This is a genomic window from Streptomyces sp. NRRL S-337 (assembly GCF_000720175.1).
GTDB classification, from domain to species: Bacteria; Actinomycetota; Actinomycetes; order Streptomycetales; family Streptomycetaceae; genus Streptomyces; species Streptomyces siderophoricus.
The window spans coordinates 1-26,906 of record NZ_JOIX01000078.1 but is presented as its reverse complement, the minus strand read 5'-3'; the positions used below and the strand labels follow the sequence as shown (position 1 = coordinate 26,906).

The window sequence follows — 26,906 nt, the reverse complement described above, 5'->3', positions numbered from 1 at the left end:
GTGCCCGCCGCTCGCCTCGTCGCTCTCCCTGGCGGCGACCTCGTGGGCGTCGATCTCCTTCAGGTAGCGCTCGCGCGTCGGCTCGTCCAGGAAGGACGCGCGGAAGGAGTGGCGGGCGAGGGTGCGCAGGGTCGCCTCGTCGAGGCCGAGGGCGTCGCGTACGGCGGTGAAGTTGTCGTCCGCGTAGCCCCCGAAGTACGCCGGGTCGTCGGAGTTGACGGTCACCAGCAGCCCGGCGTCCAGCATCGCGGGCAGCGGATGATCCGCCAGGTCGTCGACCACCCGCAGACGGAGGTTGGACAGCGGGCAGACCGTGAGCGGCACCTGGTCCGCCACCAGGCGGGCGACCAGCCGCTCGTCCTCCATGGAGCGCACCCCGTGGTCGATCCGGTCCACGCCGAGGATGTCCAGGGCCTCCCAGACGTACGCCGGCGGGCCCTCCTCGCCCGCGTGCGCCACGCACTTGAGCCCGGCCTCCTTCGCCAGCGCGAAGACCTCCCGGAACTTCACCGGCGGATGCCCGACCTCGGCCGAGTCCAGCCCGACAGCGGTGAGCCGGTGCAGGTGCGGCCGGGCCGCCTCGAAGGTGGTCAGGGCCGACTCGGCGCTCTCGTCGCGGAGGAAGCACATGATCAGCCGGGTGCTGATGCCGTACGTCTCCTCGGCGGCGTCCAGCGCCCGGGCCAGGCCGTTGATCACCGTGCCGATCGCGACGCCGCGCGCGGTGTGCGCCTGCGGATCGAAGAAGATCTCGGCGTGCCGTACGCCCTGCTCCTTGGCGCGGGCCAGATAGGCGTGCGCGAGGTCGGCGAAGTCGTCCTCGGTGCGCAGCACGGCCATCAGCGCGTAGTACAGGTCCAGGAAGGACTGCAGGTCCTCGAAGGAGTAGGCGCGGCGCAGTTCGTCCTCGGTGGCGTAGGGCAGCCGCACGCCGTTGCGCCGGGCGAGCGCGAAGGCCAGTCCGGGCTCCAGCGTGCCCTCGATGTGCAGGTGCAGTTCCGCCTTGGGCAGCGGCCCGGCGGCCGGCCGGTCGGTGGAGGGGTTCGGGGAGGAAGCCACGCTGGTCAGACCTGTTCTGCGGTAGGTGAAGGGCCCTCGGTACTACGGGAGGGATCTTCCAGGTTAGTCGCCGGAGTGCCGGAGCCCACCGGGTGGTGGGGAGCCCCGGAACCGGCCCGGTGAGGGACGTGCTCGACGGGGGCGGCGGCCAGCCAGTCGCCGCCTCCTATGGGGGTGCCGGTCGTGCGCAGGCGGGCGGCGAGCGGCTCGGCGGCCAGGTAGACCCAGGCCCGTACGGTGCGGCCGTCCGGGCGGACCGCGTCGGTGACCACCCGCTCGTAGAGGTTGCGCGGGTCGCCGGGGGCGTAGTCCTCCAGCCGGTCCAGAACCGTCCGCACCTCGTCGTAATCGGCGGCCCGGGGGTGGACGAGCGCGCCGTGCACCGTCGCGTCCGGCGGCCCGGGGATCGCGTACGGGTAGCCGGGGCCGTCGTAGAGCAGCGCGCCGGCGATCCGGGCCGGTTCCTCGTGGGCGGTCCGGCCGCGGAGCGCCCAGGCGTGGTTGGCCTGGCCGGGGAGCAGCGTTCCGTAGACGAAGAAGGGCAGGCGCTCGGGCTCGGTGGTCATGGGGCGCGGTCCTCTCCCGGGTGGTGGGGTCCCCTCCAGGGTGTCGGGTCCTCTCCAGGGTCGTACGGCATCGACGGCAGGGTCGTACGGCATCGGCGGTGCGGCGCGACGCGGCTGCGGGCGTATGTCGTCGGGCGTATGTCGTCGGGCGTGCGTCGTCAGGCGTGCGTCGTCGGCCACGATGCCGGGTGGCCCTGCAACCATCATCGGCCGGTGGGCGTCGGTGCCTGCAGACACGATCGCGATCAGACGCGATCAGATGCAGTCCGGCCTGGTCCGGGTGCGAGCGACTGCGATCACTTGCGATCGGGGACGGGGGCGGGTCATGCGAGAGCCGGTGGCAGGGCTGGTGCGGCGCATACGGGGCGGGGTGTCCCGGCTGCGGCTGCCGCGGACCCGGCGCGGGCAACGCCGTGCCTACCAGGCCGTGGTGGCCGCGACGGTGCTCGCGCTGGCCCCGGCGACCTGGCTGAACGCCACCGCGGGCCCCCGGGTGCGGACCGTCGCCGACGCCCCCGCCGCACCGGTCGCCATCGTCTTCGGCGCGGGCCTGTGGGACGGCAAACCCTCCCCGTACCTCGCCCACCGGCTGGACGCGGCGGCCGCGCTCTACCGGCGGGGCGCCGTCCGGGCCCTCCTGGTCACCGGTGACAACAGCCGCCACGACTACGACGAACCGGACGCCATGCGCGGCTATCTGGTGCACCACGGCGTCCCGGCCCGGAAGATCGTCAGCGATTACGCGGGCTTCGACACCTGGGACTCCTGCAGCCGGGCCCGCCGGATCTTCGGCGTGGACCGGGCGGTGCTGGTCAGCCAGGGCTTCCACATCCGGCGTGCGCTCGCGCTCTGCACGGCGGCCGGGATCGACTCCTACGGGGTCGGGGTCGCCGCCAATCGCGATGTGACCTGGGCGTACGGCGGTGTGCGGGAGATCTTCGCGGCCGGGAAGGCGGCGGCGGACGCGCTGCTACGGCCCGACCCGCAGTTCCTCGGCCCGCGCGAGAAGGGCGTGACGGAGGCGCTGCGCTGAGGCCGGCGGGGGCGCTGGCTGAGGCACTGCGCTGAGGCGTGACGGAGGCGCTGCGCCGAGCGGCGCGCGCCTCCGCCTCTGACCCCTGTCCCGGTCTCAGGCCTTGGTCGCGCGGGCGTACAGGCTGAGGATCTTCGCCCCGAAGTACGGGCTGTAGGAGACCCGGTCGCTGTTCGGGCCCTTGGGGCCGCCGCCGTTGAGACCGCCGATCAGCCCGATGATCCGGCCGGTCCCGGTCCGCTCGTCGAAGCCGGTGAGCCAGGGGCTGCCCGAGGTGCCGCCGTAGAAACCACCGCACTCCATGCGGAGTTGGTCGGTGCCGGCGAGCCGGGAGGTTTGGGTGGCGCAGCGCACCGCCCGGTCCTCCGGGTCGTTGCGGACGTTGGGGTAGCCGACGACGGTGACGTCGTTGGTGTAACCGGGCGTCGGGGCGAGGATGTTGCCGCCGGTGACGTCCTCCAGGGCGCGGCCGTCCGCGTCCGCCTCGACGGTGGCGAAGGCGAAGTCGAGGTCGGACTTGTCGCCGGTGGTGCCGCGGTCCGGGTAGGCGAAGGACTCGTCGATCGCCCACACCCCGTGCGGCTGGGTCTGCGCGCCGGAACGATACTGCGGGACGAACGCGGCACGGTCGCCCGGGTTGCAGTGCCCCGCGGTGAGGATCAGGTTGCGGTGCGGGCTGTGCACGACGCTGGCGGTGCAGTGGTGGGCCCGGGCGTCACCGTCCACCGAGAACAGCACGCCGACGGTCGGGATGCCGTCGAAGTGCCGGGCGGTGGCGGGGAGTCGGGCGGCGGCACCGGACGGTCTTGCGGCCGGGGAGGACTTGCTCGCCCCTGTGGCCTTCGCGGCCGGTGCGGCGGCGGCCATCCGCTCTGGCGTCCAGTAGGCGGCGGCGTCCCGGCTGGTCCAGGGCGCGTCGGGGGCCCGGGTCGGCCGGTCACCGGCGGCGGCGCTGCCCCGGGCGCTCTCGGCCGCGTGCACGGCCGGTGCCGCGGCCAGGCAGAACGCCATGCCGAGGGCCGTCGTCACGGCCTTGCCGCCGCGGGTCAGCAGGGGGGTGCGCAGCGGGCCCGGGGTCCGCCGCCTCGCGTGTCGCGCCACGTCAGCTCGTCTCCTCTGCGACCCAGGACAGATAGCCGGCCCCGCCGCGGGTGATCGGGGTGGCGATGATCTCGGGGGTGTCGTAGTCGTGCGTCTGAAGGAGGTACCGCTCCAGCTCCGGGTAGCGCACCTGCGACGTCTTGAACAAGACCTGCCATTCCCGCGCGGTCTCCACCGCGTCGTTCCAGCGGTAGACCGAGGTCACCGGGGCGCCGACCTGGGCACAGGCGGCGAGCCGGCCCTCGATCGCGCCGCGGGCCAGGCGCTCGGCCGTCTCCTCGCTGTCCGTGGTGGTCATGACGGTCAGGAACTCGGTGGATACGGGCGGTTCGCCCGGGCGGGAGGTGGGGTCGCCCGGGCGGGAGGTCGGGTCGATGGGATCGGCCACGGTGGCATCCTTCATGGTGGGGGGCATGGCGGGGGCACGTGGTGGGCACCCGGTGGGGGACAAACGGACGCTCCCCGCATCGTACGGACCGGGATGATCATCCCTCAGCTGACGGGCCGCCCCCCGCAGGGGCACGCACCCGGACGCACGCGGCCGTATTCCCCGGTTGTTCCCCGGTTGCATCCGCTGGTACAGCGGCAACGATGGAAGGGAGCCAGCCGCCGGCACGCATCGAAAGGCCAGCACCATGCACGACCTCGACGCACTCACCCGCCAGCTGCTCGACGACGCCAGGGCCTCCGCGCACGGGCGCAGCGCCCATCTCTTCGTCCACGACGGTCCGCTCCGGCAGACCGTGATCGCGCTGATCGCCGGGGCCTCGCTGGACGAGCACCAGGCGCCACCGGCGGCGAGCCTGCAGGTCCTCAAGGGGCGGGTCCGGCTGACCGGGCCGGGCAACGGCACCGAACTGAAAGCGGGTCAGATCGCCGTGCTCCCCCAGGCGCGGCACGGACTGGAGGCCGTCGAGGAGTCGGCGGTGCTGCTGACGTCCGTCACGGAGTTCAAGGGCGAGGACGTCCGCGGTGCGGAGACGGCGGGGGCGGCGCGGGGGTAGCGGAGACGGCGGGGCGGCGCGGGGCTGGAAGGCCGCGGTGCCTTCACGTTCTTCTGAATCTTATGTAGCTTGAGGAGCATGACGAGTTCCAGGCCCGGTGACGGCCCCGCCGGCAACGGCCCCCGCGGCAGCGGCGAGGCGGGCGTCAAGGTGCGGCTGACCGGCGAGAAGGAGACCCTGCTTCCCACGCTCTACGCCCGGGCGGTCGACTGCCTCTCCCCCGACCCGATCCTCGGCGACACCATGGCCCTGGACACCGTCCGCCGGATCGACTACGACTTCCGCGCGATGCGGCTGAGCGCCGGCGATGCCGTCACGGTGGCCCTGCGCGCGCGGCAGTTGGACCGCTGGACGGCGGAGTTCCTGGACCGGTACGACGACGCGGTGGTGGTGCATCTGGGCTGCGGCCTCGACACCCGCGTCCACCGGCTGGACCCGGGCCCCCGAGTGCGCTGGTTCGACGTCGACTACCCCGAGGTCATCGACCTGCGCCGGCAGCTGTTCCCGGAGCCGGCGGCCGACTACACGGCCGTCCCGTCGTCGGTGACCGACCCGGCGTGGGTCGCCCAGGTGCCCGCGGACCGGCCGCTGATGATCGTCGCCGAGGGGCTGCTGATGTACCTCACCGAGGCGGACGCCACCGCGCTGCTGCGGCGGCTGATCGTCCACGCGCCGCACGGCGCCGCCGCCTTCGACGCCTTCAGCAGCTTCGCCATCCGCACCCAGCGGCTCAGCCGCGTGCTCCGGAAGGCCGGGGCCCGGGTGCGCTGGGGCACCGACCGCGCGGGGATCGCCGCCGTCAGCCCGCGCCTGCGGATCGTCGAGGACGTCAGCGCACTGGAGCTCCCGGGGATCGAGCAACTGCCGCCCGCCTCCCGGCTGGCCGCCCGGGCCGTGGCCAAGGTGCCGGCGGTACGGGACACCTGGCGGCTGTACCACTGCCGGTTCTGAGCCGCCCTTCGCCCCGCCTCGCGTCCCTCAGACCGCGATCCACTGGTCGTACGCCAGCTTGCACAGCAGGGCGACGACCACGACCACCAGCACCCCGCGAACGAACCCGGCCCCGCGCTTGAGCGCCATCCGGGCACCCACCAGGCCGCCCACGAGGTTGAACAGCGCCAGCAGCGCGCCGAGTTGCCACAGCACGGTGCCCTGGACGGCGAACATCGTCAGCGCGCCGACGTTGGTGCAGACGTTCACGACCTTGGCCGTGGCGGACGAGGTCACCAGGTCCATGTGCAGCACCGCGGCGAGCGCGACGACCAGGAACGCGCCGGTCCCCGGCCCGATCAGGCCGTCGTAGAAACCGATGCCCAGACCGGCGACGAGGACCGCGGCGAGCACCCGCCGCCGGGAGACCGGTCCGGACGGCGCCGGTGCGGTCCCGAAGGCCGGGCGGAAGAGGACGAAGGCGAGCACGCCCAGCAGGACCGCCATGATCAGCGGGCGCAGCACCTCACTGTTGATCCCGGCCGCGAAGAACGCCCCGCCCAGCGAGCCGGCCACCGCCGCCAGCCCGATCCGCAGCGCGGTCCGCAGATCGATCGGCGCCTTGCGCACGTACGTGACCGCGGCCGCCGTCGTGCCCACGATGGCGGTGGACTTGTTGGTGCCGAGGACGTACGCGGCGGGCGTGTGCGGAAGACCGACCAGCAGGGCCGGGAGCAGCAACAGCCCGCCACCGCCCACCACGGCGTCGATCCATCCCGCCGCGAGCGCGGCCAGGCAGAGCAGGGTCAGGGCGAAGAGCGATATGTCAGCGGGCACCGGCTGATCTTAAGAAGCGGGCCGCGGACCGGGCTCCGGAATTACGGGCGCTGTGACGAAGACCGCCGGGACGGGAGGGGTGGGCATCCGCCGGGACGGGAGGGGTGGGCATCCGCCGGGACGGCAGGGGTGGGCATCCGCCGGGGCGGCAGGGGCGGACGCCGACCGGTTCAGAGGCAGCCGTCCAGTGTCGAGTTGCGGCCGTATGCCAACTCGCGCCCGTCGATCACGACGCCGACCCCCGGCGGCAGCACGGGAGGGACCAGCGCCGGCAGGGCAAGGCCGTCCCGGTCGACGCTCACGTGGATGCGCTCGGGGGATTCCGCCGCGATCTCGTACATGTCCTGGGGCAGGGACTCCCAGATCGCGTCGTCGTCCATGCCGTCGTACCGCCCACCGGGCTCCGGTACGCCGCCGCTCGTCCGCAGGTCCTCCGCGGACCGCATCGCCGTCAGCCCGGGGACCTTCACCGTCACGAACGGGCCCAGCTCCCGTTCCGCCAGGAGCTCCCCGCGCTGGTACACCCTGACCACGAACGCATCGCCGGCCGCCCACGAACCCGTACGCACGTAGTAGGCGACCGAGGCGTCGAGCTCTTCGAGGTCGCTGCACACCTCAAGGTGCTCCCAACCACCGCCGCCCTGCCAGAGCGAGCCCTCGAACACGTAGAAGCTGTGCATGTCGTCCCCCATGTGCCTCGGCACCCCTCGGTGTGCCTCGATGTGCGTGTGGTGGTGCTGGAGCCCCTGCTGCCGAGGGAGCGCTCACCCCTCGCGCTTGAGGTCCTCCAGACCGGACGCGACCAGCAAGGGTTCGAACTCGACCACGCTGTGCGAGGCAACGCCGTTGAGCACGTACGGATCGGTGGCGAGGATCCGGTCGAGGTCCTCGACAGGCATCTTGGCAGCCAGGTAGACACCACCCACCAAAGGCACTTGGCGACCGACTGCCAGCAGCAGCCGCCGTGAAATGAGGTCGTTCAGCCAGTCGCCGTGGGCCGGTCTCCACGGGTCCACTTCCGCCAGGGGCGCCGTATAGGTCACTGTGACAACGAACATGGCGGGACCGTAGCCGAGTGCCAAGTACTCCAGCGACGGCATTCCACGATCAGTGGCCTGACCGCTGGTTAAGAACCAGCCGCTCACCCCGGCTCTCCGCGATCCGCTGCACCGCGTCGAGCGCCTCCGTCAGCTCCACGGTCAGCAGCTGAAGCTCCCCGGTCGTCCAGCTCCGCCCGTCGAGCATCCGCCGCGCCTCTTTGCGCAACTCGGCGGTGTAGCAGAGCTGCTCGGCCTCGATGTCGTCGGCGAGCCGCGAGATGAAGCCGTCGCCGTCCCCGAGGAGCAGGCAGGGCTTCCCGTCGGGGCTCGTCCAGGGGAGGAGTCGGGGGGTGGAGGTGGTGGGGGAGGTGGGGGTGTCGTCCGTCATGAGCAGCCTCCTGGGGCTCCGTTACGAGGTAACCGGATGTAGCAATTCGGTCACGCTGGCAACGCAACGGGCAATAGGATCGCAGCGGTTGAACCAGCAGCGTTCAACATCGAGACCTGCCGCGATGCCCACGTACGCCCGCATGATGAGAGGTCACAGCGTTGGACGAGACGACGCCGCCCGAGCATTTGAATCCGCTCCAGCGCTTCGGCCGTGACGTCAGACAGGTACGGCTGGCCCGAAAGCTCACGCAGAAGCATCTGGCCAACGCCACGGGCTACACCAACGGCTATGTCAGCAAGGTCGAGTCCGGGACGCTGCTGCCCAGGCCGAGCATGAAGTTCGCCAAGGGCTGCGACACGGTATTCGGCACGGGCGAGTTATTCGCGGGGTTGCTGCAGCGGATCGAGGAAGGGGACCACCCGAGTTGGTTCGTGCCGTACGCGCACCTGGAGGGGAAAGCCTCGCGGATACTGGACTACTCGACGAACGTGGTGAAGGGCCTCCTGCAGACGGAGGGCTACGCGCGAGCCATCTTCCGCTCGTACTTCGGCCACGAAGAAGACGAGGCAATCGAGGGCAAGGTGGCCGCGCGATTGCGTCGGCGTGAGGTCTTCGAGCGGGACAACCCGCCGTTCCTGTGGACCATCGTGCATGAGGCCTGTCTGCGAACGGTCGTAGGGGGCGCCGAGATCATGGCCGGACAGCTTGATTACCTGCTGAGGGCAGCCGCTTCACCACGCATCAAACTTCAGGTCATACCCTTCTCAGCAGGTGCCCCTGCCGCGTCCACAAGGCCCTTCACTGTGCTGCGATTCACGGACTCCCGGGCGGTGCTGTACACGGAGACCCGGGTAGGAGGCAGGATGCACGACTCCGCACAAACGGTCGATGCTGCCCTGGACGACTATGATCTCCTCAGGGCGCACGCGTTGTCCCCCGATCAATCAGGGGCTCTGATCAAGACTCTGTTGGAGGAGTACCGCGCATGAGTGCCGACTTGAATCTCGTGGGGGCCGAGTGGATCAAGTCGTCCTACAGCGATGCCAACGGCGGTGACTGCGTCGAGTTCACCCGAGACTTCGCCTGGACCAAGTCGTCCTACAGCGAAGGCAACGGGGGGGAGTGCATCGAATTCAGCCGCACCCTCACCCACCCCCACGGCCTCATCCCCGTCCGCGACAGCAAGAACCCCGACGGCCCCGCCCTCCTCTTCCCCGCCACCGACTGGGCCACGTTCATCTCCGCCGTCAAACAAGGCGAGTTCGGCGCCTGAAGGGAACGAGCCCATGAACCTCCGCGACGACGCCCGGGCGCTGTCCGACGACCTCATCCAGCTCCGCCGTACGCTGCACCGCATCCCGGAGACCGGGCTCGAACTCCCCCGTACGCAGGAGACCGTGCTGGCCGCGCTCGACGGGCTGCCGTTGGAGGTCGGTACCGGGGACGGGCTCAGTTCGGTGACGGCGGTGTTGCGTGGGGGACGGCCGGGGCCCACCGTGCTGCTGCGCGGGGACATGGACGCGCTGCCGGTCGCCGAGCGGACCGGGCTGGACTTCGCCGCCGACAACGGCCGGATGCACGCCTGCGGCCATGATCTCCACACCACCATGCTCACCGGCGCCGCGAAGCTGCTCAGCGCGCACCGCGACCGGCTCGCGGGGGACGTCCTCTTCATGTTCCAGCCGGGCGAGGAGGGCTACGACGGGGCGCGGCACATGCTCGCCGAGGGGTTGCTGGACGCGACCGGGCAGCGGCCGGCGGCGGCGTACGCGATCCATGTGCTGTCGGCGGGGCTGCCCAGCGGCGTGTTCCGGACCCGTGGCGGGACGGCGATGGCCGCGTCCAACACGTTGCGGGTGACGGTGCGCGGGGAGGGCGGGCACGGATCGATGCCGCACCGCGCCAAGGACCCGGTGCAGGCGGGCTGCGCGATGGTGACCGCGCTGCAGGCGTGGATCACCCGCACCTTCGACGTCTTCGACCCGGTGATTCTGACGGTGGGCACGTTCCACGCCGGTACGAAGCAGAACGTCATCCCGGACACCGCCGTCTTCGAGGCGACGGTGCGCAGCTTCTCGGACGCGGCGCAGGCCCGCGTCAAGGACGGCACGGTGGAGGTGTGCCGGGGCATCGCGGCGGCCTACGGGGTGGCCGTGGACGCGGAGTTCGTGGAGATGTACCCCGTCACCGTCAACGACCACACGGAGGCGGACTTCGCGGCGGGCGCGATCCGCGAGGCACTGGGCGAGGAGCGCTACGTGCCGCAGGCGCAGCCGCTCCAGGGCTCGGAGGACTTCTCCCGCGTGCTCGCCGAGGTCCCCGGCGCCATGCTCTTCCTCGGCGCCCCGCCCCGCGGCGCCGATCCGGAACGCAGCCCCAACAACCACTCGCCGCTCGCCGAGTTCGACGACGCCGTACTGGCGGACGGCGCCGCCGTCTACGCCGAACTGGCGGCCCGCCGCCTGGCCTCGGCCAGCTGACACCCGTACGGAGAGCTTCCGCATGACGCCCACCCCACGCGACACCCCGCACCGCCCCGAAGACCAGGTCTACGACTCCAGCCCCTGGTGGGCGGGGCTGGGGCCGATCGGGGCCGTGGTGCTGATCGTGGGTGGGGTGGCGTGGGCCGTGTGGTCGTTTCTGCGGCCGCCCGGGGACGCGCAGGTGCAGGCGATGGGCTACTACCGCGCGAGCCGGTTCATCGCCATCGGGCTGGTGATCGGGGGCACGGCCCTGCTCGGGTGGATGCGGGATCGGGCTTCGAAGGCGGCGGAAGGGGCCGCGGGGGACCCGGAGCAGGGCGAGGAGTGAGGCGCGGTGAGCGGTTTTCGGAAGGCCTCTTGGAAGGCCACCTCTTGGAAGGCTTCTTAGAAGGCTCTTAAGGGCGCTCACTATCCAGGGGGCATGACCTCATTCACATTCTCCGGGGGCGTCAACTCCCCCACGGGCGGCCCGCGTCGCCGCCGATTCTCCCGGGCCCCCCGGACCACTCGCGTCCTCGCCGCGTCCCTCGCGCTCGCCTCGACCGCCCTCGGTGTGACCGGATGTGACAGTGCCGCCGCCGGGACGCTGCACGGGAGCAAGTTGGAGTTGCCCGTTGCCGGGGGTACCGCCGTCGTGGACACCGGGACGCTTGCGGTGAGTGCGCGCGCCGGGGACGGGCGGCGGATGGTGCTGTCCGAGGCAGCGGCGGCGGCCGGGGGCGGGCTCGGGAAGCCGGGGGCGGTGACGCGTACGGCGGACGGGGCGCGCTGGAGTTATCCCGCGAAGGGGCTGGCGGTGACGGCCGGGGTGGAGCACGGGCGGCTGCGGATCCGGCTGCGGGCGGAGCGGGACGGGTCGGTGAGCTGGCCGGTGACCGGGACGGACCGGGCCTCCTCGTCCGTCCAACTGCCGCGCGGGGAAGGGCTGGACATCCCCGTGCGGGACGCCTTCTGGAACGCGGGGGCGGAGAAGGGCGGGCTGGCCGGGAGCACGGTCGATGTGGGGGCGGATCTGGCGTTGCCGCTGTGGGGGTACGCGCTGGACGGCTCCCGCGACCGCAGTGGTGGGGGCAAGGGCGACGGGCAGGGGCACGGGGTGAGTTATCTCGTGCCCACGGACATCGGGACGTCGTTGCGGTTCGCGTCCGTGGGCGGGCGGTTGCGGAGCACCGCCACCCATGCGTTCGACGGGGGTGCGGGAACCCGGGACTACGAGGTCTCGTTCGCGCTCACCGACGGCGATCCGGTCGCGCCGGCGGACGACTACCGCGCGTACCTCGCGCAGCGCGGGAAGCTCGGCAGTCTGCAGCGGAAGATCCGGCAGAACCCGGCCACCGCCAAGCTGCTCGGGGCGTTCCATGCGTATGTGTGGGGGGAGGCGCGGACCGCCGCCGGTGTCGAGACGCTCAAGCGGCTCGGCGTGGGGCGGATGTGGCTCGGGTATGACGCCGGCCCGCATCCGATGGACGCCGCGGCGGTGCGGGCCGCCAAGAAGGCGGGCTACCTCGTCGGGCCGTACGACACGTTCGCCAACGGACAGGATCCGAAGACCGCCGACAGTCCCACCTCGGCGTGGCCGGACCGGGTGTATCCCGACTTCTGTATACGAAAGGCGGACGGCACCCCGGAGACCGGCTTCGGCGGCCGCGGCTGCTACCTCAGCTCGCGCGCCTTCGAGAAGGCCGAGCCGACGAAGCACTACCTCGCCGACCGTACGCGCACGATGACCGCCAACGGGGCGGACAGCTACTTCCTCGACGTCGACGCGACCGGCGAGGTCTTCCGGGACCACGCCGCGGGACACGAGATGACGAAGGCGGGCGACCGGGCCAACCGGCTGGCCCGGATGCGGCGCCTGTCCCGGGACTTCGTGCTGGGCTCGGAATCGGCCCAGCCGTGGGCCAACGAGGTGCTCGCATACGACCACGGCTCGGGCACCCCGGTCGCCGACGGCCTGTGGGCGCTGGAGCGTGACAAGCCGACCTGGGGCAACTACTACCCGGAGAACGCACCCAAGGCGTTCTTCAAGCCGGTGCGGCTGCCCGCCGAGGTGGCGAAGGCGATGTACGACCCGAAGTACCGGGTGCCGCTGTACGAGACCGCGCTGCACGGCTCGCTGGTCAACGCCGAACGCTGGGAGCTGTCGTACGAGAAGCTGCCGGCGCAGAAGACCACCCGGGCGCTGCTGGCGATGCTCTACAACACGCCGCTCAACTATGTTCTGGACGGTCGATCGCTGACCGAGCACGGTGGTGAACTGGCCGCGCTGCAGCGGTACTTCGCCCCGTTGCACCGGGCCGCGGGGACCGAGCGGATGACGTCCTTCCGGTGGCTGACCGGCGACCGCACCGTCCAGCGCACGGTCTTCGGCAACGGCACCCTGACCGTCACCGCCAACTTCGGCGGCACGGCCCACGACGGGCTGCCGGGCGGCTGCGTCGACGCCAAGCTGCGCACCGACGCGCAGCCGCGCCGGCTGTGCCCGGCTCAGCTCACGCCGGCGGGGCCCGCGACCTCCAAGTAACGCAGCACCGCGAGCACCCGGCGGTGGTCCGTCTCCGAGGGCGGGAGGCCGAGCTTGGCGAAGACATGGGCGACGTGCTTCTCGACCGCCCGCTCGGAGACGGTCAGGGCGGTAGCGATGGACTGGTTGGTGCGGCCCTGCGCCATCAGGGCCAGCACCTCGTGCTCGCGCGGGGTGAGCGCGTCCAGCGCCCGGGACCGGCGGCTCGCGCCGAACAGCTGGGACACCACGTCCGGGTCCAGCGCGGTGCCGCCGGCCGCCACCCGTTCCAGCGCGGCCACGAACTCGCCGATGTCCATCACCCGTTCCTTGAGGAGGTAGCCGACGCCGGCGAAGCCCGCGCCGAACAGCCGGTCGGCGTAGGCGGTCTCCACGTACTGGGAGAAGATCAGCACACCGGTACCGGGGTGGTCGCGGCGGAGCCGGACGGCCGCCCGCAGGCCCTCGTCCGTATGGCCGGGCGGCAGGCGGATGTCCACCACTGCGGCGTCCGGGCGGTGTTCGGCGACCGCCGCGAGCAGCGCCTCGGCGTCCGCGACGGCGGCCGCGACGGTCACCCCGCGCAGCTCCAGCAGCTGGACCAGGCCCTCGCGCAGGATCGCGGAGTCCTCGGCTATGACGATGCGCATGGGTCCCCCGTCGGGTCGTCGTGTCTGCCCCGCCCGCCCTTCACGTGGGTGCCCTTCATGTGGGTGCCCTTCACGTGGGTGCCCGGCCCGTTGCCGGACAGGGAAGGCGGACGGTGATCACCGTAGGGCCACCGGGCGGGCTGTCGCAGGTCAGCGTGCCGTCGACGGTACGGATCCGGCCCAGCAGCCCGGTCAGGCCGGTGCCCGCGCCGACCACCGCACCGCCGCACCCGTCGTCCCGTACGGTCAGCAGGAGGGCCGCGCCTTCCGGCCCGGCGTCCGCGGGCTCGTTCCGCGCCTCGACCGTCACCCGTGCCGCGCCGCTGTGCTTGACGGCGTTGGCGAGCAGTTCGGCCGCGCAGAAGTAGGCGAGGGATTCCAGGGCCGGGGAGGGGCGCGGGCCGAGGGCGGTGTGCAGGGCGACCGGCAGCGGGGTGTCCGCGGTGAGGGTGGCCAGGGCGGTCGCAAGGCCCTGGTCGAGCGCGGGCGGATGGATGCCCCGTACGAGGTGGCGCAGATCGGTGACGGCCTGGGTGGCGTTGTTCCGGGCCGTCTCCACCACGGTGAGCAGCCGGTCCCGGTCGGCGTCCTGGGTGATCAGTTCGCGGATGAGGGTGAGGTGCATGCCCAGACCGACGAGCCGGGCCTGGGTGCCGTCGTGGAGATCGCGTTCGATGCGGCGGAGGGTGGCCACGGCGTCGTCGACGGCGTGCGCGCGAGTCTCCTCCAGGGTGCGGATACGGGCCTCCGCGGCGCTCGGCCCCAGCAGGGCGCGCAGCAGCAGCCGGTGCGGGGCGCCCGCCCGCCGCACCAGCCAGGGCGCGAGCAGCACGAGCAGCGCACCGGCGGCGACCACCAGGGTCCAGCGCGGCCAGCTGTCGAACTCGACGCCGTGGATCTGCAGCGACACCCGGCGCACCGAGCCGTCCGCGCCGCGCAGGGTGACGTAGTTCCAGCGGCGCAGGACGGGGTGGGCGAGCGCCAGCAGGCCGTAGACGTAGCCCACCAGGACGGCGAGCAGCGGCAGCAGGGCGGTGATCGGGGCGAGCAGCGCGGCGGCGACGGCCCGCCAGCCGGCCGGGTCGCCGAGCAGCGCCCGCCGCCAGCCGAACGCCCCGCGCGCGACGCGCCGCCCCGCCGGTCCGCTGTCCACGCCCAACAGGCTTCGGGCGAGCGCCAGTTGGACCGCTCCCAGGCCGAGGGCGCCGCGTACGGTCAGCGCGATGAGCCAGGGCCCGAGAGCGGTCCACGACAGCACCGCGCCCAGCGCCAGTCCGCCCGGCACCAGGACCAGTCCGCACAGCGCGAGCGGCGCGGCGAGCAGGGCGTGGGCCACGGCCGCGAGGCTGCGGGGGAGGAAGGGCGCGGTGAGAACGGTGCGCAGGGGGCGGGCCCGCGGCACCGGGCCCGGGGAGCCCGCGGCACCCGGCAGGGCCGTGCTCAACCGGAGTGCCGGGCGAGCCAGATCCCGCGGCCGGCGGCGGCCAGCACCAGCGCGGCCACCACCGGGCCGAAGGCCATCAGGACCACGCCCGCCCCGATGTTCGCGCCGATGGTCCCGGCGGTCAGCACCCGCCACCCCCAGCCGGCCAGCAGCCCGGCCGCCAGCAGCGGGGACAGCACCTGCCACCAGCGCCGGTCGAAGACGTGGTGGCAGGTGGCGCGGGCCAGCGTCACCGCGCTCACCACCACGGCGGTCAGGGCCAGCACGCCCAGCGCGGTGTCCAGGCCCGGTGGCAGCTCCGGGGGCCGGACGAAATAGTCCAGCCGGGACGGCGGTACGCCCTGGTAGTCGTCCTGTCCCAGCAGCCCCCACACCGCGACCGGTAAGGCCACGGGCAGCACGGCGGCGGCCGCCGTAGGTGTCCCCGGTATCTTCATGCGCCCATGATGGCGGGCGGACCCCAGGGCGGCATGAGTAGGGGTACTCACCAGGCGCCGCTCCCCGTACGAGAACCGGGACCGCCCCTCACACGCCCCCCAGCCCCGCACTGAGGCAGGCGTTCCGCCCGGGAAACAGACCAGATGCCGGCGGGTAACAGCGGCCCCGCAGGCTGACGACCATGACCTCCACTCCATCGCTCCCGGACGCCGCACCGGCCACCTCACCGGACACCGCCCCCACCATCGCCCTGATAGGCCACGGCATGGTCGGCCAGCGCTTCCTGGAAGAGCTCGCCGACCGCGGCGTCACCGCACGGGCGCGGGTGGTCGTCCTGTGCGAGGAGACCCGCCCGGCCTACGACCGGGTCCAGCTGACCTCGTACTTCGCCGGCCGCAGCGCGGACGATCTGAGCCTGACCGATCCCGACTTCCTGGCCCGGCACGGCATCGAACTGCTCCTCGGCGACCCGGCCACCGCCGTCGACCGGGCCGCCCGTACGGTCACCGCCCGCTCGGGGCGGACCGTGCGCTACGACGCCCTGGTGCTGGCCACCGGGTCGTATCCGTTCGTCCCGCCGGTGCCCGGCAAGGACAGCGCGGGCTGCTTCGTCTACCGGACCCTCGACGACCTGCTGGCCATCGAGGAGTACGCCAAGAACGCGCGCACCGGTGTGGTGGTCGGCGGCGGACTGCTCGGCCTGGAGGCGGCCGGTGCGCTCAAGGGGCTCGGACTGCGCACCCACATCGTGGAGTTCGCGCCGCGGCTGATGGCGCTCCAGGTCGACGAGGGCGGCGGCCGCGCGCTGCGCCGTACCGTCGAGGAGATGGGCCTCACGGTCCACACCGGCGTCGGCGGCAAGGAGATCGTCGCGGACGGGGCCGGGGCGGTGACCGCCATGGGCCTGTCGGACGACTCCCGGATCGACACCGACCTGGTCGTCTTCTCGGCCGGCGTCCGGCCGCGCGACCAGCTCGCCCGGGACTGTGGGCTGCCCGTCGGGGAGCGCGGCGGCATCGTCATCGACGCGCAGTGCCGCACCGAGGACCCCGCCGTCTACGCCATCGGCGAGTGCGCGCTGGCCGTCGACGGCCGGGTCTACGGGCTGGTCGCGCCGGGCTACGACATGGCCCGGGTGGCGGCCGCCGAGCTCGCCGAGCGCCTGACCGGGACCGCCACCCTCGCCGACGGGCCGGCGGAGCCCGCCGGGGAGCGCCCCGGCTTCACCGGCGCGGACCTGTCCACCAAGCTGAAGCTGCTCGGCGTGGACGTGGCCTCCTTCGGTGACGCGCACGGCGCCGCCGACGGCTGTCTCGACGTGGTCTACTCCGACGCCCGCAGCGGCGTCTACAAGAAGCTGGTGATCGGCGCCGACGGCGCGCTGCTGGGCGGGGTGCTGGTCGGCGACGCCGACGCGTACGGCACGCTGCGCCCGCTGACCGGCACGGTGCCCCCGGTGGCGCCCGAGCAGCTGGTGCTGCCGGCCGGTCTCGCGGAGGGCGGCGGCGCCGCACTGGGCCCGGACGCGCTGCCCGGCGACGCGGTGATCTGTAGTTGCCACAACGTCACCAAGGACGCCATCCAGGCGTGCGCCACGCTTCCCGAGGTCAAGCAATGCACCAAGGCCGGTACCGGGTGCGGCAGTTGCGTGAAGCTGATCGGCCAGCTGCTGCCGCAGTCCGAGGACCAGGGCCTGTGCGGCTGCTTCCCCCACACCCGCGCCGAGCTCTACGAGATCGTCCGGGTCCGCCGGATCACCTCGTACGCCGAGCTGCTGGACGCGTACGGCCGCCAGGAGGCGCGCGGCGGCGAGGGCTGCGAGATCTGCAAGCCCGCGGTCGGTTCGGTGCTGGCCTCCCTCGCCCCGGCGGTCGGCGCCGACGGCTACGTACTGGGCGGTGAGCAGGCGGCGCTCCAGGACACCAACGACCACTTCCTCGCCAACCTCCAGCGCAACGGCTCCTATTCGATCGTGCCGCGCATCCCGGGCGGTGAGATCACCCCGGAGAAGCTCATCATCATCGGTGAGGTGGCGCGCGACTTCGGCCTCTACACGAAGATCACCGGCGGCCAGCGGATCGACCTCTTCGGCGCCCGGGTCGACCAGCTGCCCGCCATCTGGGCGCGCCTGGTGGATGCCGGTTTCGAGTCGGGCCACGCGTACGGCAAGGCGCTGCGCACCGTGAAGTCGTGCGTCGGCGAGACCTGGTGCCGCTACGGCGTGCAGGACTCCGTCCGGATGGCGATCGATCTGGAGCTGCGCTACCGGGGGCTGCGGGCACCGCACAAGCTGAAGTCCGCGGTCTCCGGGTGCGCACGGGAGTGCGCGGAGGCCCGCGGCAAGGACTTCGGCGTGATCGCCACCGCCGGCGGCTGGAACCTCTACGTCGGCGGGAACGGCGGCGCCACCCCGCGCCACGCCGATCTGCTCGCCCAGGACCTGAGCGACGCGGAACTGATCCGGCTGATCGACCGCTTCCTGATGTTCTACATCCGCACCGCCGACCGTCTGGAGCGCACCTCCGCATGGCTGGAGCGGATCGAGGGCGGCCTCGACCACGTACGCGACGTCGTCGTGCACGACTCCCTCGGGCTGTGCGACGAACTGGAGGCGCTGATGGCCGCCCATGTCTCCCACTACCGCGACGAATGGGCCGAGACCCTCGCCGACCCCGAACGGCTCGGCCGCTTCGTCTCGTTCGTCAACGCGCCCGGGGCGCCGGACCCGTCGGTCCGCTTCGTCCCGGAGCGCGACCAGGTCAAGCCGGATCTGACGCTGCTGGCCGGACCGACCCTGCCCGTTCGCACTCTGGAAGGGACCTCTGCCCGATGAGCCTGATGACCACCACCGTTTCGCCCGAAGCGACTCCCGTTCCGCCGGAAGCCGCCGTCGATACCGCCGCCGGGACCGCCACCGGTACTGCCACCAGCACGTCCGACGGCACGGCGGCCGCCCTCGTCGAGATCCGCTGCCCGGAGGGCGACTGGCTCCCGGTCTGCACGCCGGAGGACCTCACTCCGGGGCGCGGAGTGGCCGCCCTCCTCCCGGACGGCAGCCAGGCCGCACTCTTCGCGGACCGGGCCGGCCGGCCGTACGCGATCGACAACCGCGACCCGTTCACCGGCGCCCAGGTCCTCTCCCGCGGTCTGACCGGCAGCGTCGACGGCCGCCCGTTCGTGGCCTCGCCCCTGCTCAAGCAGCGCTTCGACCTGGAGTCGGGCGGCTGCCTCGACGATCCGTCGGTGTCGGTTCCGGTGTACGGGGTGCGGGTGCGCAGCAACCACTGACCGCACTTCGCGCAACCTCCTGGTTGCACCTCCCTCCGCTACGTGCAACCATTGGGTAGCACGTAGCGCAAGGGAGCATCGCCAGAACGCCAGGAGGCACCCCATGAGCACCCCCAGCAACAGCAACAGCACCGACGAACGCGGCGACGACCGCGACGGCAACCGCAACGGCAACCGCAACCGGATCGAGCGGGAGATCAGCATCGCCGCGCCCGTCGAGCGGGTCTGGGCGGTCCTCACCGAGCCCGAGCACGTCGGCTCGTGGTTCGGCCAGGGCGAACCGACCCCGGTCGACCTCCGCCCCGGCGGGATCATGCACCTCGACCACGGCGAGTACGGCCGGTTCCCGACCACCATCGTCACCGTGGACCCGCCGCACCGCTTCTCGTACCGCTGGGCCAGCGCCCACCCGGGCGAGGTGGCCGTCGAGGGCAACTCCACCCTCGTCGAGTTCACCCTGACACCGGAGGGCGACGGCGGCACCCGCCTGCGCGTCGTGGAGACCGGCTTCGCCGAGATCGAGATCCCCGAGGACCGGATCAAGACCGCCGGGTACGAGAGCCACTCCGAGGGCTGGACCGCCCAGATGGAGAACGTCCGGCGGTACACGGAGCGGCTCGCGGCATGACGACGGACGGGAGGGGGGCGGACGACGGGACGGCGGACGGCGGGACCGCGGACGGCAGGACGGCGGACGGCAGGGCCGCGGGCGGGGAATCGCCCCGACAGGGGGCGGGCGGGGAACCGCCCCGGGACGCCGTGGCGGAGGTGTTCGCCGCACTGGCGGACCCGACCCGCCGCCGGATACTCGACGCCCTCGCTGACCACGGCGAGGCGACCGCCACGGTCCTCGCGGCGGAGCTGCCGGTCAGCCGCCAGGCCATCGTCAAACACCTCGGCGTCCTGGACCGGGCCGGGCTGGTCGTCGGCCACCGGGCGGGCCGGGAGGCGCGCTACCGGGTCGTACCGGAGCGGCTCGGGATCACCGCCCGCTGGATGGACCGGCTGGCCGCCGCCTGGGACACCCGCCTGGCCGCAATCAAGCGACTGGCGGAGGGCGAGTGAGGACCGGAGGACCGGAGGGCCGCAGGTGGTAGGGCGACCCGGGCCCGCCGCCGCGCGCCAGCTACTCGGGCGTAGGGTGGGTGATCCGTCGGCTCGTCGGCCGCTGGCCCCACGCCCTCCGGCCGCCGGCCCCGTAGGGAGGAGTGCAGGCGTGACCCGGTGGAACACCAGCCACATCCCCGACCAGACCGGCCGCTCGGCGGTGGTCACGGGCGCGAACAGCGGCATCGGCTACATCACCGCGCGCGAACTGGCGCGGCGCGGCGCCCGCGTGGTGCTGGCCTGCCGCAGCGCCTCGCGCGGCAAGGCGGCCCTGGACCGGCTGCGCACCGAAGTCCCCACCGCCGAAGCGGAGTTCCGGCCGCTCGACCTCGCCGACCTCACCTCCGTACGGGACTTCGCGGCCACCCTCGACGACCTCACCGGCGACCGTCTCGACCTGCTCATCAACAACGCGGGCGTGATGGCTCTGCCGTACCGCACCACCGCCGACGGCTTCGAGATGCAGTTCGGCACCAACCACCTCGGCCACTTCGCGCTCACCGGACTACTGCTCCCCCGGCTGCTGGCCACCCCGGGAGCCCGCATCGTGTCCGTCTCCAGCATGCTGCACGCGCTCGCCGACCTGGATCACGACGACCTCAACAGCGAGCGCTCGTACGGGCGTTGGATCGCCTACGGCCGTTCCAAGAGCGCCAATCTGCTCTTCGTCCACGAGCTGACCCGGCGGCTCGCGGCGGCCGGTTCGCCACTCGTCGCGGCCGCCTCGCACCCCGGTTACGCGGCCACCAACCTGCAGACCGCGGGCGCCCGGATGGAAGGCCGCAACGCGGCGGAACGGGTCATCGAGCTGGGCAACCGCCTGATCGCCCAGCCCGCGGAGGGCGGCGCGCTGGGCACCCTCTGCGCGGCCACCGCCCCGCACATGCGGCCGGATTCCTTCGTCGGCCCACGCAACGGGCTGCGCGGCGCTCCGGCGCAGTCCTTCCGCGCCCCCTGGACGAAGAAGGACGCGAACGGCGAGCGACTCTGGGCCGCCTCGGAGCAACTGACCGGCGTGCGGTACGACTTCAGCGGGTCCTGAGGTCCTGAGCACCGACTGAGCGCTCACTCCGGCCGCCCCGTGCCGACCCACTGAGCGCTCACTCCGGCCCACCCCGCGCCGACCGGCCGCGCACTCACTCCAGCCCGGACGCCTCGAACACCGCCCGTGCGCCCTCCTGATCGATCCGGTCCGCCAGCACCTGGAGCGTCGCCGCGCCGCAGCGCAGCAGTCCGCGCTCACGGGACCGGCGGACGCCCTGGTCGAGACGGTGCCACAGCACGGGGTTGGCGCCGAGGACCTTGGGATCCAGCTCGACCCGGCCGCCCCGGGCGTCACGGAGCACCAGCCGCGGCGCCATCCCGTCGGTGCGCCGTACGGCGACGAGCCGGTCGGTCTCGACCCGGTGCCCGCACACCAGCCCACGGGACCTCAGCCAGCCGTCCCCGGCCGTCACCCGTGGCGGGAAGAGGACCGCGAACAGCACCAGCGCGACGGCCACCCAGCACCCGGCGCGCCACGGCGTGAGCGTCCCGTTGGCGAGGTCGAGCAGCAACATGACGACGAGCAGCCCGGCCGTGCAGCAGAGCGTGGCGCGCAACTCGGGCAGCCAGGTCCGGTCGTGAACGGTGCCGTTCGCGGGCAAGGGCGGGGGGATCGCCGACCGGGCGACCGGCAGCCGCCACGCGACCCGTCGTCCTCCGTCGTCGCCCCCGCCGTCCCCGTCCTTCGTGAAGCCGGGCCCCAGGCCCCGTCGCCGTCCCATGCCTCGACGCTAGGGCGGCGCACCGGGCCCTCCCCAGGCGTTTACAGGGCACTGATGCGGCCGCTCCCAACCTTGACGTGCCGATGACGTGGCGTTGACACGGGCGCCGGAAAGCGGCCATGCGAGGCGCGGGATCCGGCCGTGCGGCGAGTGCCCACTCCCGGGCTGCGGCGCACTCGTCAAGGACTCGCGAAGAACGCCCCGTCGTCCGCCAAGGGGACCACCAAGGGACCGCCAAGGCCGCTCGCCGGCGTCCGCCGGCCCCGGTCGGACGACCGCCGACAGGACCCAACGCCTCGGTGACGTCGTAGCCGGGCGTTGTCCGTAATGCCGCCTACGGTGACGTCATGCCCCCCGCCATGGATTACGAGAGCCACTGCACCGAAATCGTCACCCAGTCCCTCCTGCTGGGCTCCGCCCTCACGGAGGACACGGACCTCAGCCCCCTCGTACCGTCCTGCCCGGACTGGAACCTCGCCCAGCTGGTGCGCCACCTGGGCGAGGCCCACCGCTGGGTCGCGGAGGTCGTACGGACCCGGGCCACCGCACCCCCGCCCGACACCGCCCTGCGCGTCCTCTCCCGGGACACCACCGAGCCGCCCGCCGCCCTCGCCGGCTGGCTCATCGACGGTGCGGAGCTGCTCGCCGCGGCGCTCCGCACCGCCGGCCCGGACGCCAGGATCTGGACCCCGCTGCCCTCCGGGAGCCCTCGCTTCTTCGCACGCCGTATGTGCCACGAGACGGTCATCCACCGGGCCGACGCCGCCCTCGCCCTGAACACCGACTTCTCCGTCACCCAGCCGGTCGCCCTCGACGCCCTCGACGAGTGGATGGAACTCGGCTCACTGCCCGAGATGTTCGACTACCACCCCGACCGGCGCGCCCTCCTGGCCCCCGGCCGCACGCTTCACTTCCACGCCATGGACACCCCGCCGGAGGCCGCCGCCGACTGGCTCGTCGACCTCACCGGCGAAGCTCTGGCCTGGCGACGCGCCAAGGAGCCGGCCGCCGTCTCCGTCAGCGCCCCGCTGACCGACCTCCTGCTCCTCATCTACGGCCGCCGCTCCTCCGACCAGGAGGCCTTCACCGTCACCGGCGATGCGGACCTGCTGGAGTTCTGGCTGTCGCTGGTCAACTTCGAGTAGGCACTCCGATTCGAGTCAGCACACCGACAGCACCAGTGGGAACCGACGGCATCGGGTAGGAGATGCAGACCCGTCGCGCCCTCGGGCGAACCGATCAGGCCATCAGCGCGTGAGTTAAGTTGGCCATCGTCGACGGGATCGTCGACCGAATCAGCACTCAGGAGGCAACAACGTGACCGATTCCGACCAGACGGGCGGCAGCCCGACGGTAGGCGACCCAACGGCAAGCGGCCTGACGGGCAGCAGCCCGGCGGGAGGCAACCCGGCAGGGAACGGGCTGACGGGGAGCAACGGGTCGCTGCCTCCCACACCTCCGCCGCTGCCCCCAGAGGTGGCGGACGAGGGCCCTTGGCGCGTCCCGGCGAATGCGGACGAGGCGCTGGAAATCGGCCACCAGCTCTTCCCCGACGTCGGCTCACCCGGCGCCCCCGTCAGCCTGCTCGTCCACGAATTCGACCTCGGCTACCTGATCCAGTTGGGCTGGCCACTCCCGGAGGACCCCACCGCCCCGCCCGCGGAGCCTGGTGGGAGCAACATCATCATCGCGAAGGACACCGGCAAGGTGACCTACATTCCCAACTACCCCCCGAAGCGTGCGGAGGAGTACTACCACCGACTCCGTAGCCGCCAGGAGTCGGGGGAGTAAGGCGGGGGGCGGCATCACTGTCCGGGGGCGACTTCACTGTCAGGGTGTCAGCCAGCCCCGCTAAGCTTTACCTTGAACATCTCATTGGGTAACCATTACGAACGCGGGGGGCGTTGTGGCCGGAGCAGGCGGTTTTCAAACCGATGTGGAGTCCCTCAAGTCCGAGGGCACGAACTTCACCAAGCTCGGCGAGGACTTCTACCAGTCCGTGGCGCGGCTGATGAACGGCCTGAGTGCGCTGGGCGCCGGCCCGCCGGCCGACCCCTCGAACGCACCCAAGCCGGAGGACAAGTCGTTCGGCCAGCAGTTCATAAGCGGACTGACAACGTTCGACAGCAAGGACGGCGCTCCACCATGGGGCGACGACGACCTCGGCGAGAAGTTCGGCGTGGCCTACGAGGGCGTACGTGACGGCATGTACGAGTCGATGGGCCACCTCTCCGCGAAGCTCCAGGAAATCGGCAAGGCACTGACCGATATGTCCAAGAACCACGCGGAGAACGAGGACTTCAACGAGGCGCTGATCAAGCAGCACGTCGACAACCAACAGGCCTGGCAGGACCCGACGAAGCAGCAGCAGCCCGACGAGGTCGTCAGAACCGCCTGGTACCCGGCCAAGAACTGAGCCCACCAGCCGGAACACCCGGCCTGGCTGGACCACACACCCAGCCGGGCTCCACCTTCCGACGCCTTTCCGACGCCTTCTGACGCCCTTCTGACGAGCGAGCCTCCCCGCGAGGCCCTCATCCGCACCACGCCGATATGCGCACATTTCACGGGGGAGCTCCACCTTGTCCATGATGCTGCCGAACGCTCTTGAGTGGGTCCTCGAGATGCTCGGCTTCGACTGGCCCACCGCCGACGAGGACAAGCTGATCGAGTGCGCCAATGTCTGGCGTACGTTCGCCTCGGAGGTCGAGGGCCACCAGGCCACCGGCACGACCGCCGCGTCGAACGTGCTCAGCCAGAACGCCGGCGACTCCATCGAGGGCTTCAGCAAGGCGTGGGACAAGTTCGGCGGCGGCTCGGGCTACTTCAACGACGCCCGTGAAGCGGCCGAGGTCATCGCCTTCACCTTGGAGGCCGCCGCCGCACTCGTCATCGGCATGAAGATCGCCGTCATCACCCAATTGGCGATATTGGCGGCCGAAATCATCGCCGCGCAAGCCGCGGCACCGTTCACACTAGGCCTATCGGAAATCGGCGGCGCGGCGGCGACCCTGGCCACCCGCGAGATGGTCCGCAAGATCCTCAAGGAGGTCGCCAAGCAGCTGCTCGACGCGATCCTGGAGGCCGCCAAGGAGCCGGTGATCTCCGCCCTGGAGGCCATGGTCTCGGACATCATCGCCCAGACCGTCAACCAGAACTTCGGCGCGCAGAACGGCTACAACCTCGGCCGGACCCTCAAGGAGGGCCAGAGCGCCGCCACCGACGCGATCAAGAACACCGGCGAGTCCCTCGGCGAGAGCCTCCGCGACGGCGCCGGACACCGCGCCGGCCACCGCGCCCGCGGCGGCCTCGACTCCGCCGCCGGCCACGGCAACAGCCACGGCGGCGACGGCGACCACGGCAGCAGCGACAGCGGCAGTGATAGCGGCAGCGGCAGCGGCAGCGGCAGCCACTCCAACGATTCGGGGAGCGGCTCGGGTTCCGGGTCCGGCTCGGGGTCGGGCTCGGGGTCGGGACCGGGCTCGGGATCCGGGTCCGGTTCTGGCAGCGGCTCTGGATCGGGCAGCGGCTCTGGATCGGGCTCCGGCTCCGGATCGGGCTCCGGCTCCGGATCGGGCTCCGGCGGTTCGCACGACGGCGGCTCCAGCAGCAGCTCCAGCGGCGGTGGTTCCGGCAACAACTCCGCGAGCAGCTCGTCGGGCGGCTCCCACAGCACCGGCGGCAACGACTCGGGCAACGGCGGCTCGGACGGCAACCGCCCCAGCGATGGCGGCGGCAGCCACACCCCCCGCCCGTCGGGCACCACTCCGACCTCCGACAACAGTTCCGGTGACGGCCGTAACTCCGGTAATTCCGGTGATGGGGGCAACTCCCCTCACTCTGGTAACTCCCACACCTCCGACGGCTCCGACTCCTCCCCGAACGGCTCGCAGCCCAGGCACGACGTCCCGCCGTCCCAGCCGCTGCCGCCCCCGGACCAGCGCTCCCCCTTCGACGAGGGCTACTCGGGCGGCAACGACAGCAGCTCCCACGGCTCGTCCCCCTCCCACACCCCCGACGGCGGCCCGGACACCTCCCGCCCGGACACCGACGGCACCAGCACCCAGCCGACGCACGACAACACCCCGGACGCGGCCCGCCCGGATGCGGCTCGCCCGGACACCGACGGCGTCAGCACCCAGCCCACGCACGACAACACTCCAGAGGCAGCCCGCCCCGACACGGACGGCGTCAGCACTCACCCCACCCGGGACACCGCCCCCGACTTCGCGCGCCCGGACACCGACGGCATCAGCACCCAACCCGCGCACGACACCACCCCGGACGCGGCCCGCCCCGACACCGACGGCATCAGCACCCAGCCCGCCCGGGACACCACCCCCGACGCAATCCGCCCGGACACCGACCACGTCGGCACCCAGCCCACTCCCGCGGCCCCGGCCACCGACGCGGTAGCCGGCAACCCGCCCTCGTACGGCGACAACACCCCCGACTCCGGCTCTGGTTCCGGCTCCCACGACGCCACCGGTACCAACCCCACCAACGGCGACAACTCCAGCAGTGGCGCCGGCGGCCGCCCCTCCGTGCCGCACCTCAGCACCCCGCAGGGCGCGCCGGTCCAGCACGCGCCGTCCAGCCAGCCCATCCAGCAGCGCGACCCGGCCCCCGGCGACCCCATGCCGACCGTGGACGGCAGCGACGACACCACCGTCACCACCCAGTCCGCAGGCACCGCCACCCTCCCCCCGCCCACCCAGCACACCGCCGACCCCACCAACTCGGCCCCCAGCAGCCCCACCACCCCCCAGGCCCAGCCCAACTCCCCCCAGGCCAACGGCCCGATGATGATGGGCGCAGTCCCGCATCAGGGCGGTGCTCCGACGGCCGGCACCGCACCCCGCGCCACCAGCACCCCGCCCAGCGCCACCCCGCCCCGCACGGGCACCCCCTCCGCCAACCAGGCGCCGGCCAACTCCCCCAGCAACGGAAACGCTTCCGCACGCCCCACCAGCCGTCGCCCCGACGGTTCCCAGGCGATCCAGGACCACACCCAGCGGCCCGCCCCGGAACGTCCCGCCTACAACCCCCGCCTCGACGGCCCCCGCCGCGACCAGACGCCGCCCCCGCACGACAGCCGTCTGGACGGCCCCCGCCAGGACGCCCCCTCCACGCCGCCCGGCAACAACCGCCGCCCCGACGGCTCCCAGATCGTCCAGGACCACACCCAACAGCCCAGCCCCGAGCGCCCCCCGCACAACCCCCGCCTGGACGGCCCGCGCCGCGACGATCCCACCCGCCCCGAAAC

27 protein-coding genes and 2 pseudogenes are annotated in these 26,906 nt (G+C 72.5%); 17 read left to right on the top strand and 12 right to left on the bottom strand.

Annotated elements, in window-relative coordinates; all coding sequences use genetic code 11:
- Positions 1-42: 42 nt before the first annotated feature.
- Positions 43-1,068 (bottom strand): annotated as a pseudogene (locus IG62_RS0134170) (adenosine deaminase); the annotation flags it as partial.
- A gap of 134 nt (positions 1,069-1,202) precedes the next feature.
- A pseudogene (locus tag IG62_RS0134165) lies at positions 1,203-1,625 on the bottom strand (gamma-glutamylcyclotransferase family protein); the annotation flags it as partial.
- 325 nt (positions 1,626-1,950) lie between these two features.
- On the opposite strand from IG62_RS0134165, the gene IG62_RS0134160 reads away from it, so the two are divergent.
- On the top strand, positions 1,951-2,658 hold the full coding sequence (locus tag IG62_RS0134160) for a SanA/YdcF family protein (RefSeq protein ID WP_051799010.1): 708 nt from the start codon (positions 1,951-1,953) through the stop codon (positions 2,656-2,658).
- 96 nt (positions 2,659-2,754) lie between these two features.
- Here the strand turns inward: IG62_RS0134160 and IG62_RS0134155 are convergent, their stop codons facing one another.
- Positions 2,755-3,759, bottom strand: a complete 1,005-nt coding sequence (locus IG62_RS0134155) for a trypsin-like serine peptidase (RefSeq protein ID WP_234326861.1) — start codon at positions 3,757-3,759, stop codon at positions 2,755-2,757.
- 1 nt (position 3,760) lies between these two features.
- Positions 3,761-4,057, bottom strand: coding sequence for a divalent-cation tolerance protein CutA (gene cutA, locus IG62_RS0134150; RefSeq protein WP_030812605.1), 297 nt, complete (start codon positions 4,055-4,057; stop codon positions 3,761-3,763).
- 337 nt (positions 4,058-4,394) lie between these two features.
- Here cutA and IG62_RS0134145 point away from each other — a divergent pair, with 337 nt between their 5' ends.
- Both IG62_RS0134145 and IG62_RS0134140 read left to right on the top strand, forming a co-directional pair.
- On the top strand, positions 4,395-4,763 hold the full coding sequence (locus IG62_RS0134145) for a cupin (protein WP_030812602.1): 369 nt from the start codon (positions 4,395-4,397) through the stop codon (positions 4,761-4,763).
- Positions 4,764-4,841: 78 nt separating this feature from the next.
- Positions 4,842-5,714: a class I SAM-dependent methyltransferase gene (locus IG62_RS0134140; protein WP_078872424.1), complete on the top strand. Its 873-nt coding sequence runs from the start codon at positions 4,842-4,844 to the stop codon at positions 5,712-5,714.
- A gap of 27 nt (positions 5,715-5,741) precedes the next feature.
- On the opposite strand, the gene IG62_RS0134135 is transcribed toward IG62_RS0134140, so the two are convergent.
- The 4 genes from IG62_RS0134135 to IG62_RS0134120 all read right to left on the bottom strand — a co-directional run bounded on the left by IG62_RS0134135 (position 5,742) and on the right by IG62_RS0134120 (position 7,958).
- Entirely contained in the window at positions 5,742-6,530 is a 789-nt protein-coding gene (locus tag IG62_RS0134135) for a sulfite exporter TauE/SafE family protein (RefSeq protein ID WP_030812596.1), read from the bottom strand.
- Between the two features lie 170 nt (positions 6,531-6,700).
- Entirely contained in the window at positions 6,701-7,222 is a 522-nt protein-coding gene (locus IG62_RS0134130; RefSeq protein ID WP_030812593.1) for a hypothetical protein, read from the bottom strand.
- 72 nt (positions 7,223-7,294) lie between these two features.
- Entirely contained in the window at positions 7,295-7,630 is a 336-nt protein-coding gene (locus IG62_RS0134125; RefSeq protein ID WP_051799008.1) for a YciI family protein, read from the bottom strand.
- A 7-nt stretch (positions 7,631-7,637) separates the two neighbouring features.
- The gene (locus IG62_RS0134120) at positions 7,638-7,958 is read right to left on the bottom strand and encodes a hypothetical protein (protein WP_037840010.1); all 321 of its coding nucleotides are present in this window, start codon (positions 7,956-7,958) and stop codon (positions 7,638-7,640) included.
- 161 nt (positions 7,959-8,119) lie between these two features.
- Here IG62_RS0134120 and IG62_RS0134115 point away from each other — a divergent pair, with 161 nt between their 5' ends.
- From IG62_RS0134115 to IG62_RS0134095, 5 genes are all read left to right on the top strand, one after another.
- Positions 8,120-8,950 carry a helix-turn-helix domain-containing protein gene (locus tag IG62_RS0134115; protein ID WP_030812584.1) on the top strand — a complete coding sequence of 277 codons (831 nt, stop codon included), beginning with the start codon at positions 8,120-8,122 and terminating at the stop codon, positions 8,948-8,950.
- Complete coding sequence (locus IG62_RS0134110) at positions 8,947-9,234, top strand: DUF397 domain-containing protein (RefSeq protein WP_030812581.1); 288 nt, start codon at positions 8,947-8,949, stop codon at positions 9,232-9,234. The genes IG62_RS0134115 and IG62_RS0134110 overlap by 4 nt, the downstream gene beginning before the upstream one ends.
- A 13-nt stretch (positions 9,235-9,247) precedes the next feature.
- Complete coding sequence (locus IG62_RS0134105) at positions 9,248-10,441, top strand: M20 metallopeptidase family protein (protein ID WP_030812579.1); 1,194 nt, start codon at positions 9,248-9,250, stop codon at positions 10,439-10,441.
- Between the two features lie 22 nt (positions 10,442-10,463).
- Positions 10,464-10,772 (top strand): hypothetical protein, encoded by a 309-nt coding sequence (locus IG62_RS0134100; RefSeq protein ID WP_030812576.1) that lies wholly within the window; start codon positions 10,464-10,466, stop codon positions 10,770-10,772.
- Between the two features lie 93 nt (positions 10,773-10,865).
- A complete protein-coding gene (locus tag IG62_RS0134095; RefSeq protein WP_078872423.1) occupies positions 10,866-12,968 on the top strand; it encodes a glycoside hydrolase in 2,103 nt (700 codons plus the stop codon).
- On the opposite strand, the gene IG62_RS0134090 is transcribed toward IG62_RS0134095, so the two are convergent.
- The 3 genes from IG62_RS0134090 to IG62_RS42615 form a co-directional block, all read right to left on the bottom strand.
- Entirely contained in the window at positions 12,932-13,597 is a 666-nt protein-coding gene (locus tag IG62_RS0134090; RefSeq protein ID WP_030812569.1) for a response regulator, read from the bottom strand. The two genes, IG62_RS0134095 and IG62_RS0134090, sit on opposite strands and share 37 nt — an antisense overlap.
- A 70-nt stretch (positions 13,598-13,667) precedes the next feature.
- A complete protein-coding gene (locus tag IG62_RS0134085; RefSeq protein ID WP_234326860.1) occupies positions 13,668-15,041 on the bottom strand; it encodes a sensor histidine kinase in 1,374 nt (457 codons plus the stop codon).
- Positions 15,038-15,478 carry a hypothetical protein gene (locus tag IG62_RS42615; RefSeq protein ID WP_158795160.1) on the bottom strand — a complete coding sequence of 147 codons (441 nt, stop codon included), beginning with the start codon at positions 15,476-15,478 and terminating at the stop codon, positions 15,038-15,040. Before IG62_RS42615 ends, IG62_RS0134085 begins: the two co-directional genes overlap by 4 nt.
- 182 nt (positions 15,479-15,660) lie before the next feature.
- Between IG62_RS42615 and nirB the strand changes: the two genes are divergently transcribed.
- The 5 genes from nirB to IG62_RS0134055 all read left to right on the top strand — a co-directional run bounded on the left by nirB (position 15,661) and on the right by IG62_RS0134055 (position 20,916).
- Complete coding sequence (gene nirB / locus IG62_RS0134075) at positions 15,661-18,312, top strand: nitrite reductase large subunit NirB (RefSeq protein WP_030812561.1); 2,652 nt, start codon at positions 15,661-15,663, stop codon at positions 18,310-18,312.
- A gap of 5 nt (positions 18,313-18,317) precedes the next feature.
- A complete protein-coding gene (gene nirD / locus IG62_RS0134070) occupies positions 18,318-18,767 on the top strand; it encodes a nitrite reductase small subunit NirD (RefSeq protein WP_078872428.1) in 450 nt (149 codons plus the stop codon).
- Between the two features lie 103 nt (positions 18,768-18,870).
- Positions 18,871-19,395, top strand: a complete 525-nt coding sequence (locus tag IG62_RS0134065; protein WP_078872422.1) for an SRPBCC family protein — start codon at positions 18,871-18,873, stop codon at positions 19,393-19,395.
- A gap of 131 nt (positions 19,396-19,526) precedes the next feature.
- Positions 19,527-19,832, top strand: a complete 306-nt coding sequence (locus IG62_RS0134060; protein ID WP_030812552.1) for an ArsR/SmtB family transcription factor — start codon at positions 19,527-19,529, stop codon at positions 19,830-19,832.
- A 151-nt stretch (positions 19,833-19,983) separates the two neighbouring features.
- Positions 19,984-20,916, top strand: coding sequence for an oxidoreductase (locus IG62_RS0134055; protein ID WP_030812549.1), 933 nt, complete (start codon positions 19,984-19,986; stop codon positions 20,914-20,916).
- A gap of 94 nt (positions 20,917-21,010) precedes the next feature.
- On the opposite strand, the gene IG62_RS0134050 is transcribed toward IG62_RS0134055, so the two are convergent.
- Positions 21,011-21,640 (bottom strand): hypothetical protein, encoded by a 630-nt coding sequence (locus IG62_RS0134050; RefSeq protein WP_037840006.1) that lies wholly within the window; start codon positions 21,638-21,640, stop codon positions 21,011-21,013.
- Between the two features lie 347 nt (positions 21,641-21,987).
- On the opposite strand from IG62_RS0134050, the gene IG62_RS0134045 reads away from it, so the two are divergent.
- The 4 genes from IG62_RS0134045 to IG62_RS46720 all read left to right on the top strand — a co-directional run.
- Entirely contained in the window at positions 21,988-22,785 is a 798-nt protein-coding gene (locus IG62_RS0134045) for a maleylpyruvate isomerase family mycothiol-dependent enzyme (protein WP_037839999.1), read from the top strand.
- Positions 22,786-22,957: 172 nt separating this feature from the next.
- On the top strand, positions 22,958-23,431 hold the full coding sequence (locus IG62_RS42610; protein ID WP_234326859.1) for a hypothetical protein: 474 nt from the start codon (positions 22,958-22,960) through the stop codon (positions 23,429-23,431).
- A gap of 145 nt (positions 23,432-23,576) precedes the next feature.
- Positions 23,577-24,056 (top strand): hypothetical protein, encoded by a 480-nt coding sequence (locus tag IG62_RS0134035; RefSeq protein WP_051799004.1) that lies wholly within the window; start codon positions 23,577-23,579, stop codon positions 24,054-24,056.
- A gap of 166 nt (positions 24,057-24,222) precedes the next feature.
- Positions 24,223-26,906 (top strand): hypothetical protein (locus IG62_RS46720; RefSeq protein ID WP_199812559.1); only part of this gene is annotated, 2,684 nt, incomplete at its 3' end.

Bases quoted from the DNA above. Each gene is read 5' to 3' on its own strand.
- IG62_RS0134160 (WP_051799010.1), top strand. From the start codon at position 1,951: ATGCGAGAGCCGGTGGCAGGGCTGGTGCGGCGCATACGGGGCGGGGTG.
- cutA (WP_030812605.1), bottom strand. From the start codon at position 4,057: ATGACCACCACGGACAGCGAGGAGACGGCCGAGCGCCTGGCCCGCGGC.
- IG62_RS0134145 (WP_030812602.1), top strand. From the start codon at position 4,395: ATGCACGACCTCGACGCACTCACCCGCCAGCTGCTCGACGACGCCAGG.
- IG62_RS0134140 (WP_078872424.1), top strand. From the start codon at position 4,842: ATGACGAGTTCCAGGCCCGGTGACGGCCCCGCCGGCAACGGCCCCCGC.
- IG62_RS0134130 (WP_030812593.1), bottom strand. From the start codon at position 7,222: ATGGGGGACGACATGCACAGCTTCTACGTGTTCGAGGGCTCGCTCTGG.
- IG62_RS0134125 (WP_051799008.1), bottom strand. From the start codon at position 7,630: ATGCCGTCGCTGGAGTACTTGGCACTCGGCTACGGTCCCGCCATGTTC.
- IG62_RS0134120 (WP_037840010.1), bottom strand. From the start codon at position 7,958: ATGACGGACGACACCCCCACCTCCCCCACCACCTCCACCCCCCGACTC.
- IG62_RS0134110 (WP_030812581.1), top strand. From the start codon at position 8,947: ATGAGTGCCGACTTGAATCTCGTGGGGGCCGAGTGGATCAAGTCGTCC.
- IG62_RS0134105 (WP_030812579.1), top strand. From the start codon at position 9,248: ATGAACCTCCGCGACGACGCCCGGGCGCTGTCCGACGACCTCATCCAG.
- IG62_RS0134100 (WP_030812576.1), top strand. From the start codon at position 10,464: ATGACGCCCACCCCACGCGACACCCCGCACCGCCCCGAAGACCAGGTC.
- IG62_RS0134095 (WP_078872423.1), top strand. From the start codon at position 10,866: ATGACCTCATTCACATTCTCCGGGGGCGTCAACTCCCCCACGGGCGGC.
- IG62_RS0134090 (WP_030812569.1), bottom strand. From the start codon at position 13,597: ATGCGCATCGTCATAGCCGAGGACTCCGCGATCCTGCGCGAGGGCCTG.
- IG62_RS42615 (WP_158795160.1), bottom strand. From the start codon at position 15,478: ATGAAGATACCGGGGACACCTACGGCGGCCGCCGCCGTGCTGCCCGTG.
- nirB (WP_030812561.1), top strand. From the start codon at position 15,661: ATGACCTCCACTCCATCGCTCCCGGACGCCGCACCGGCCACCTCACCG.
- nirD (WP_078872428.1), top strand. From the start codon at position 18,318: ATGACCACCACCGTTTCGCCCGAAGCGACTCCCGTTCCGCCGGAAGCC.
- IG62_RS0134065 (WP_078872422.1), top strand. From the start codon at position 18,871: ATGAGCACCCCCAGCAACAGCAACAGCACCGACGAACGCGGCGACGAC.
- IG62_RS0134050 (WP_037840006.1), bottom strand. From the start codon at position 21,640: ATGGGACGGCGACGGGGCCTGGGGCCCGGCTTCACGAAGGACGGGGAC.
- IG62_RS0134045 (WP_037839999.1), top strand. From the start codon at position 21,988: ATGCCCCCCGCCATGGATTACGAGAGCCACTGCACCGAAATCGTCACC.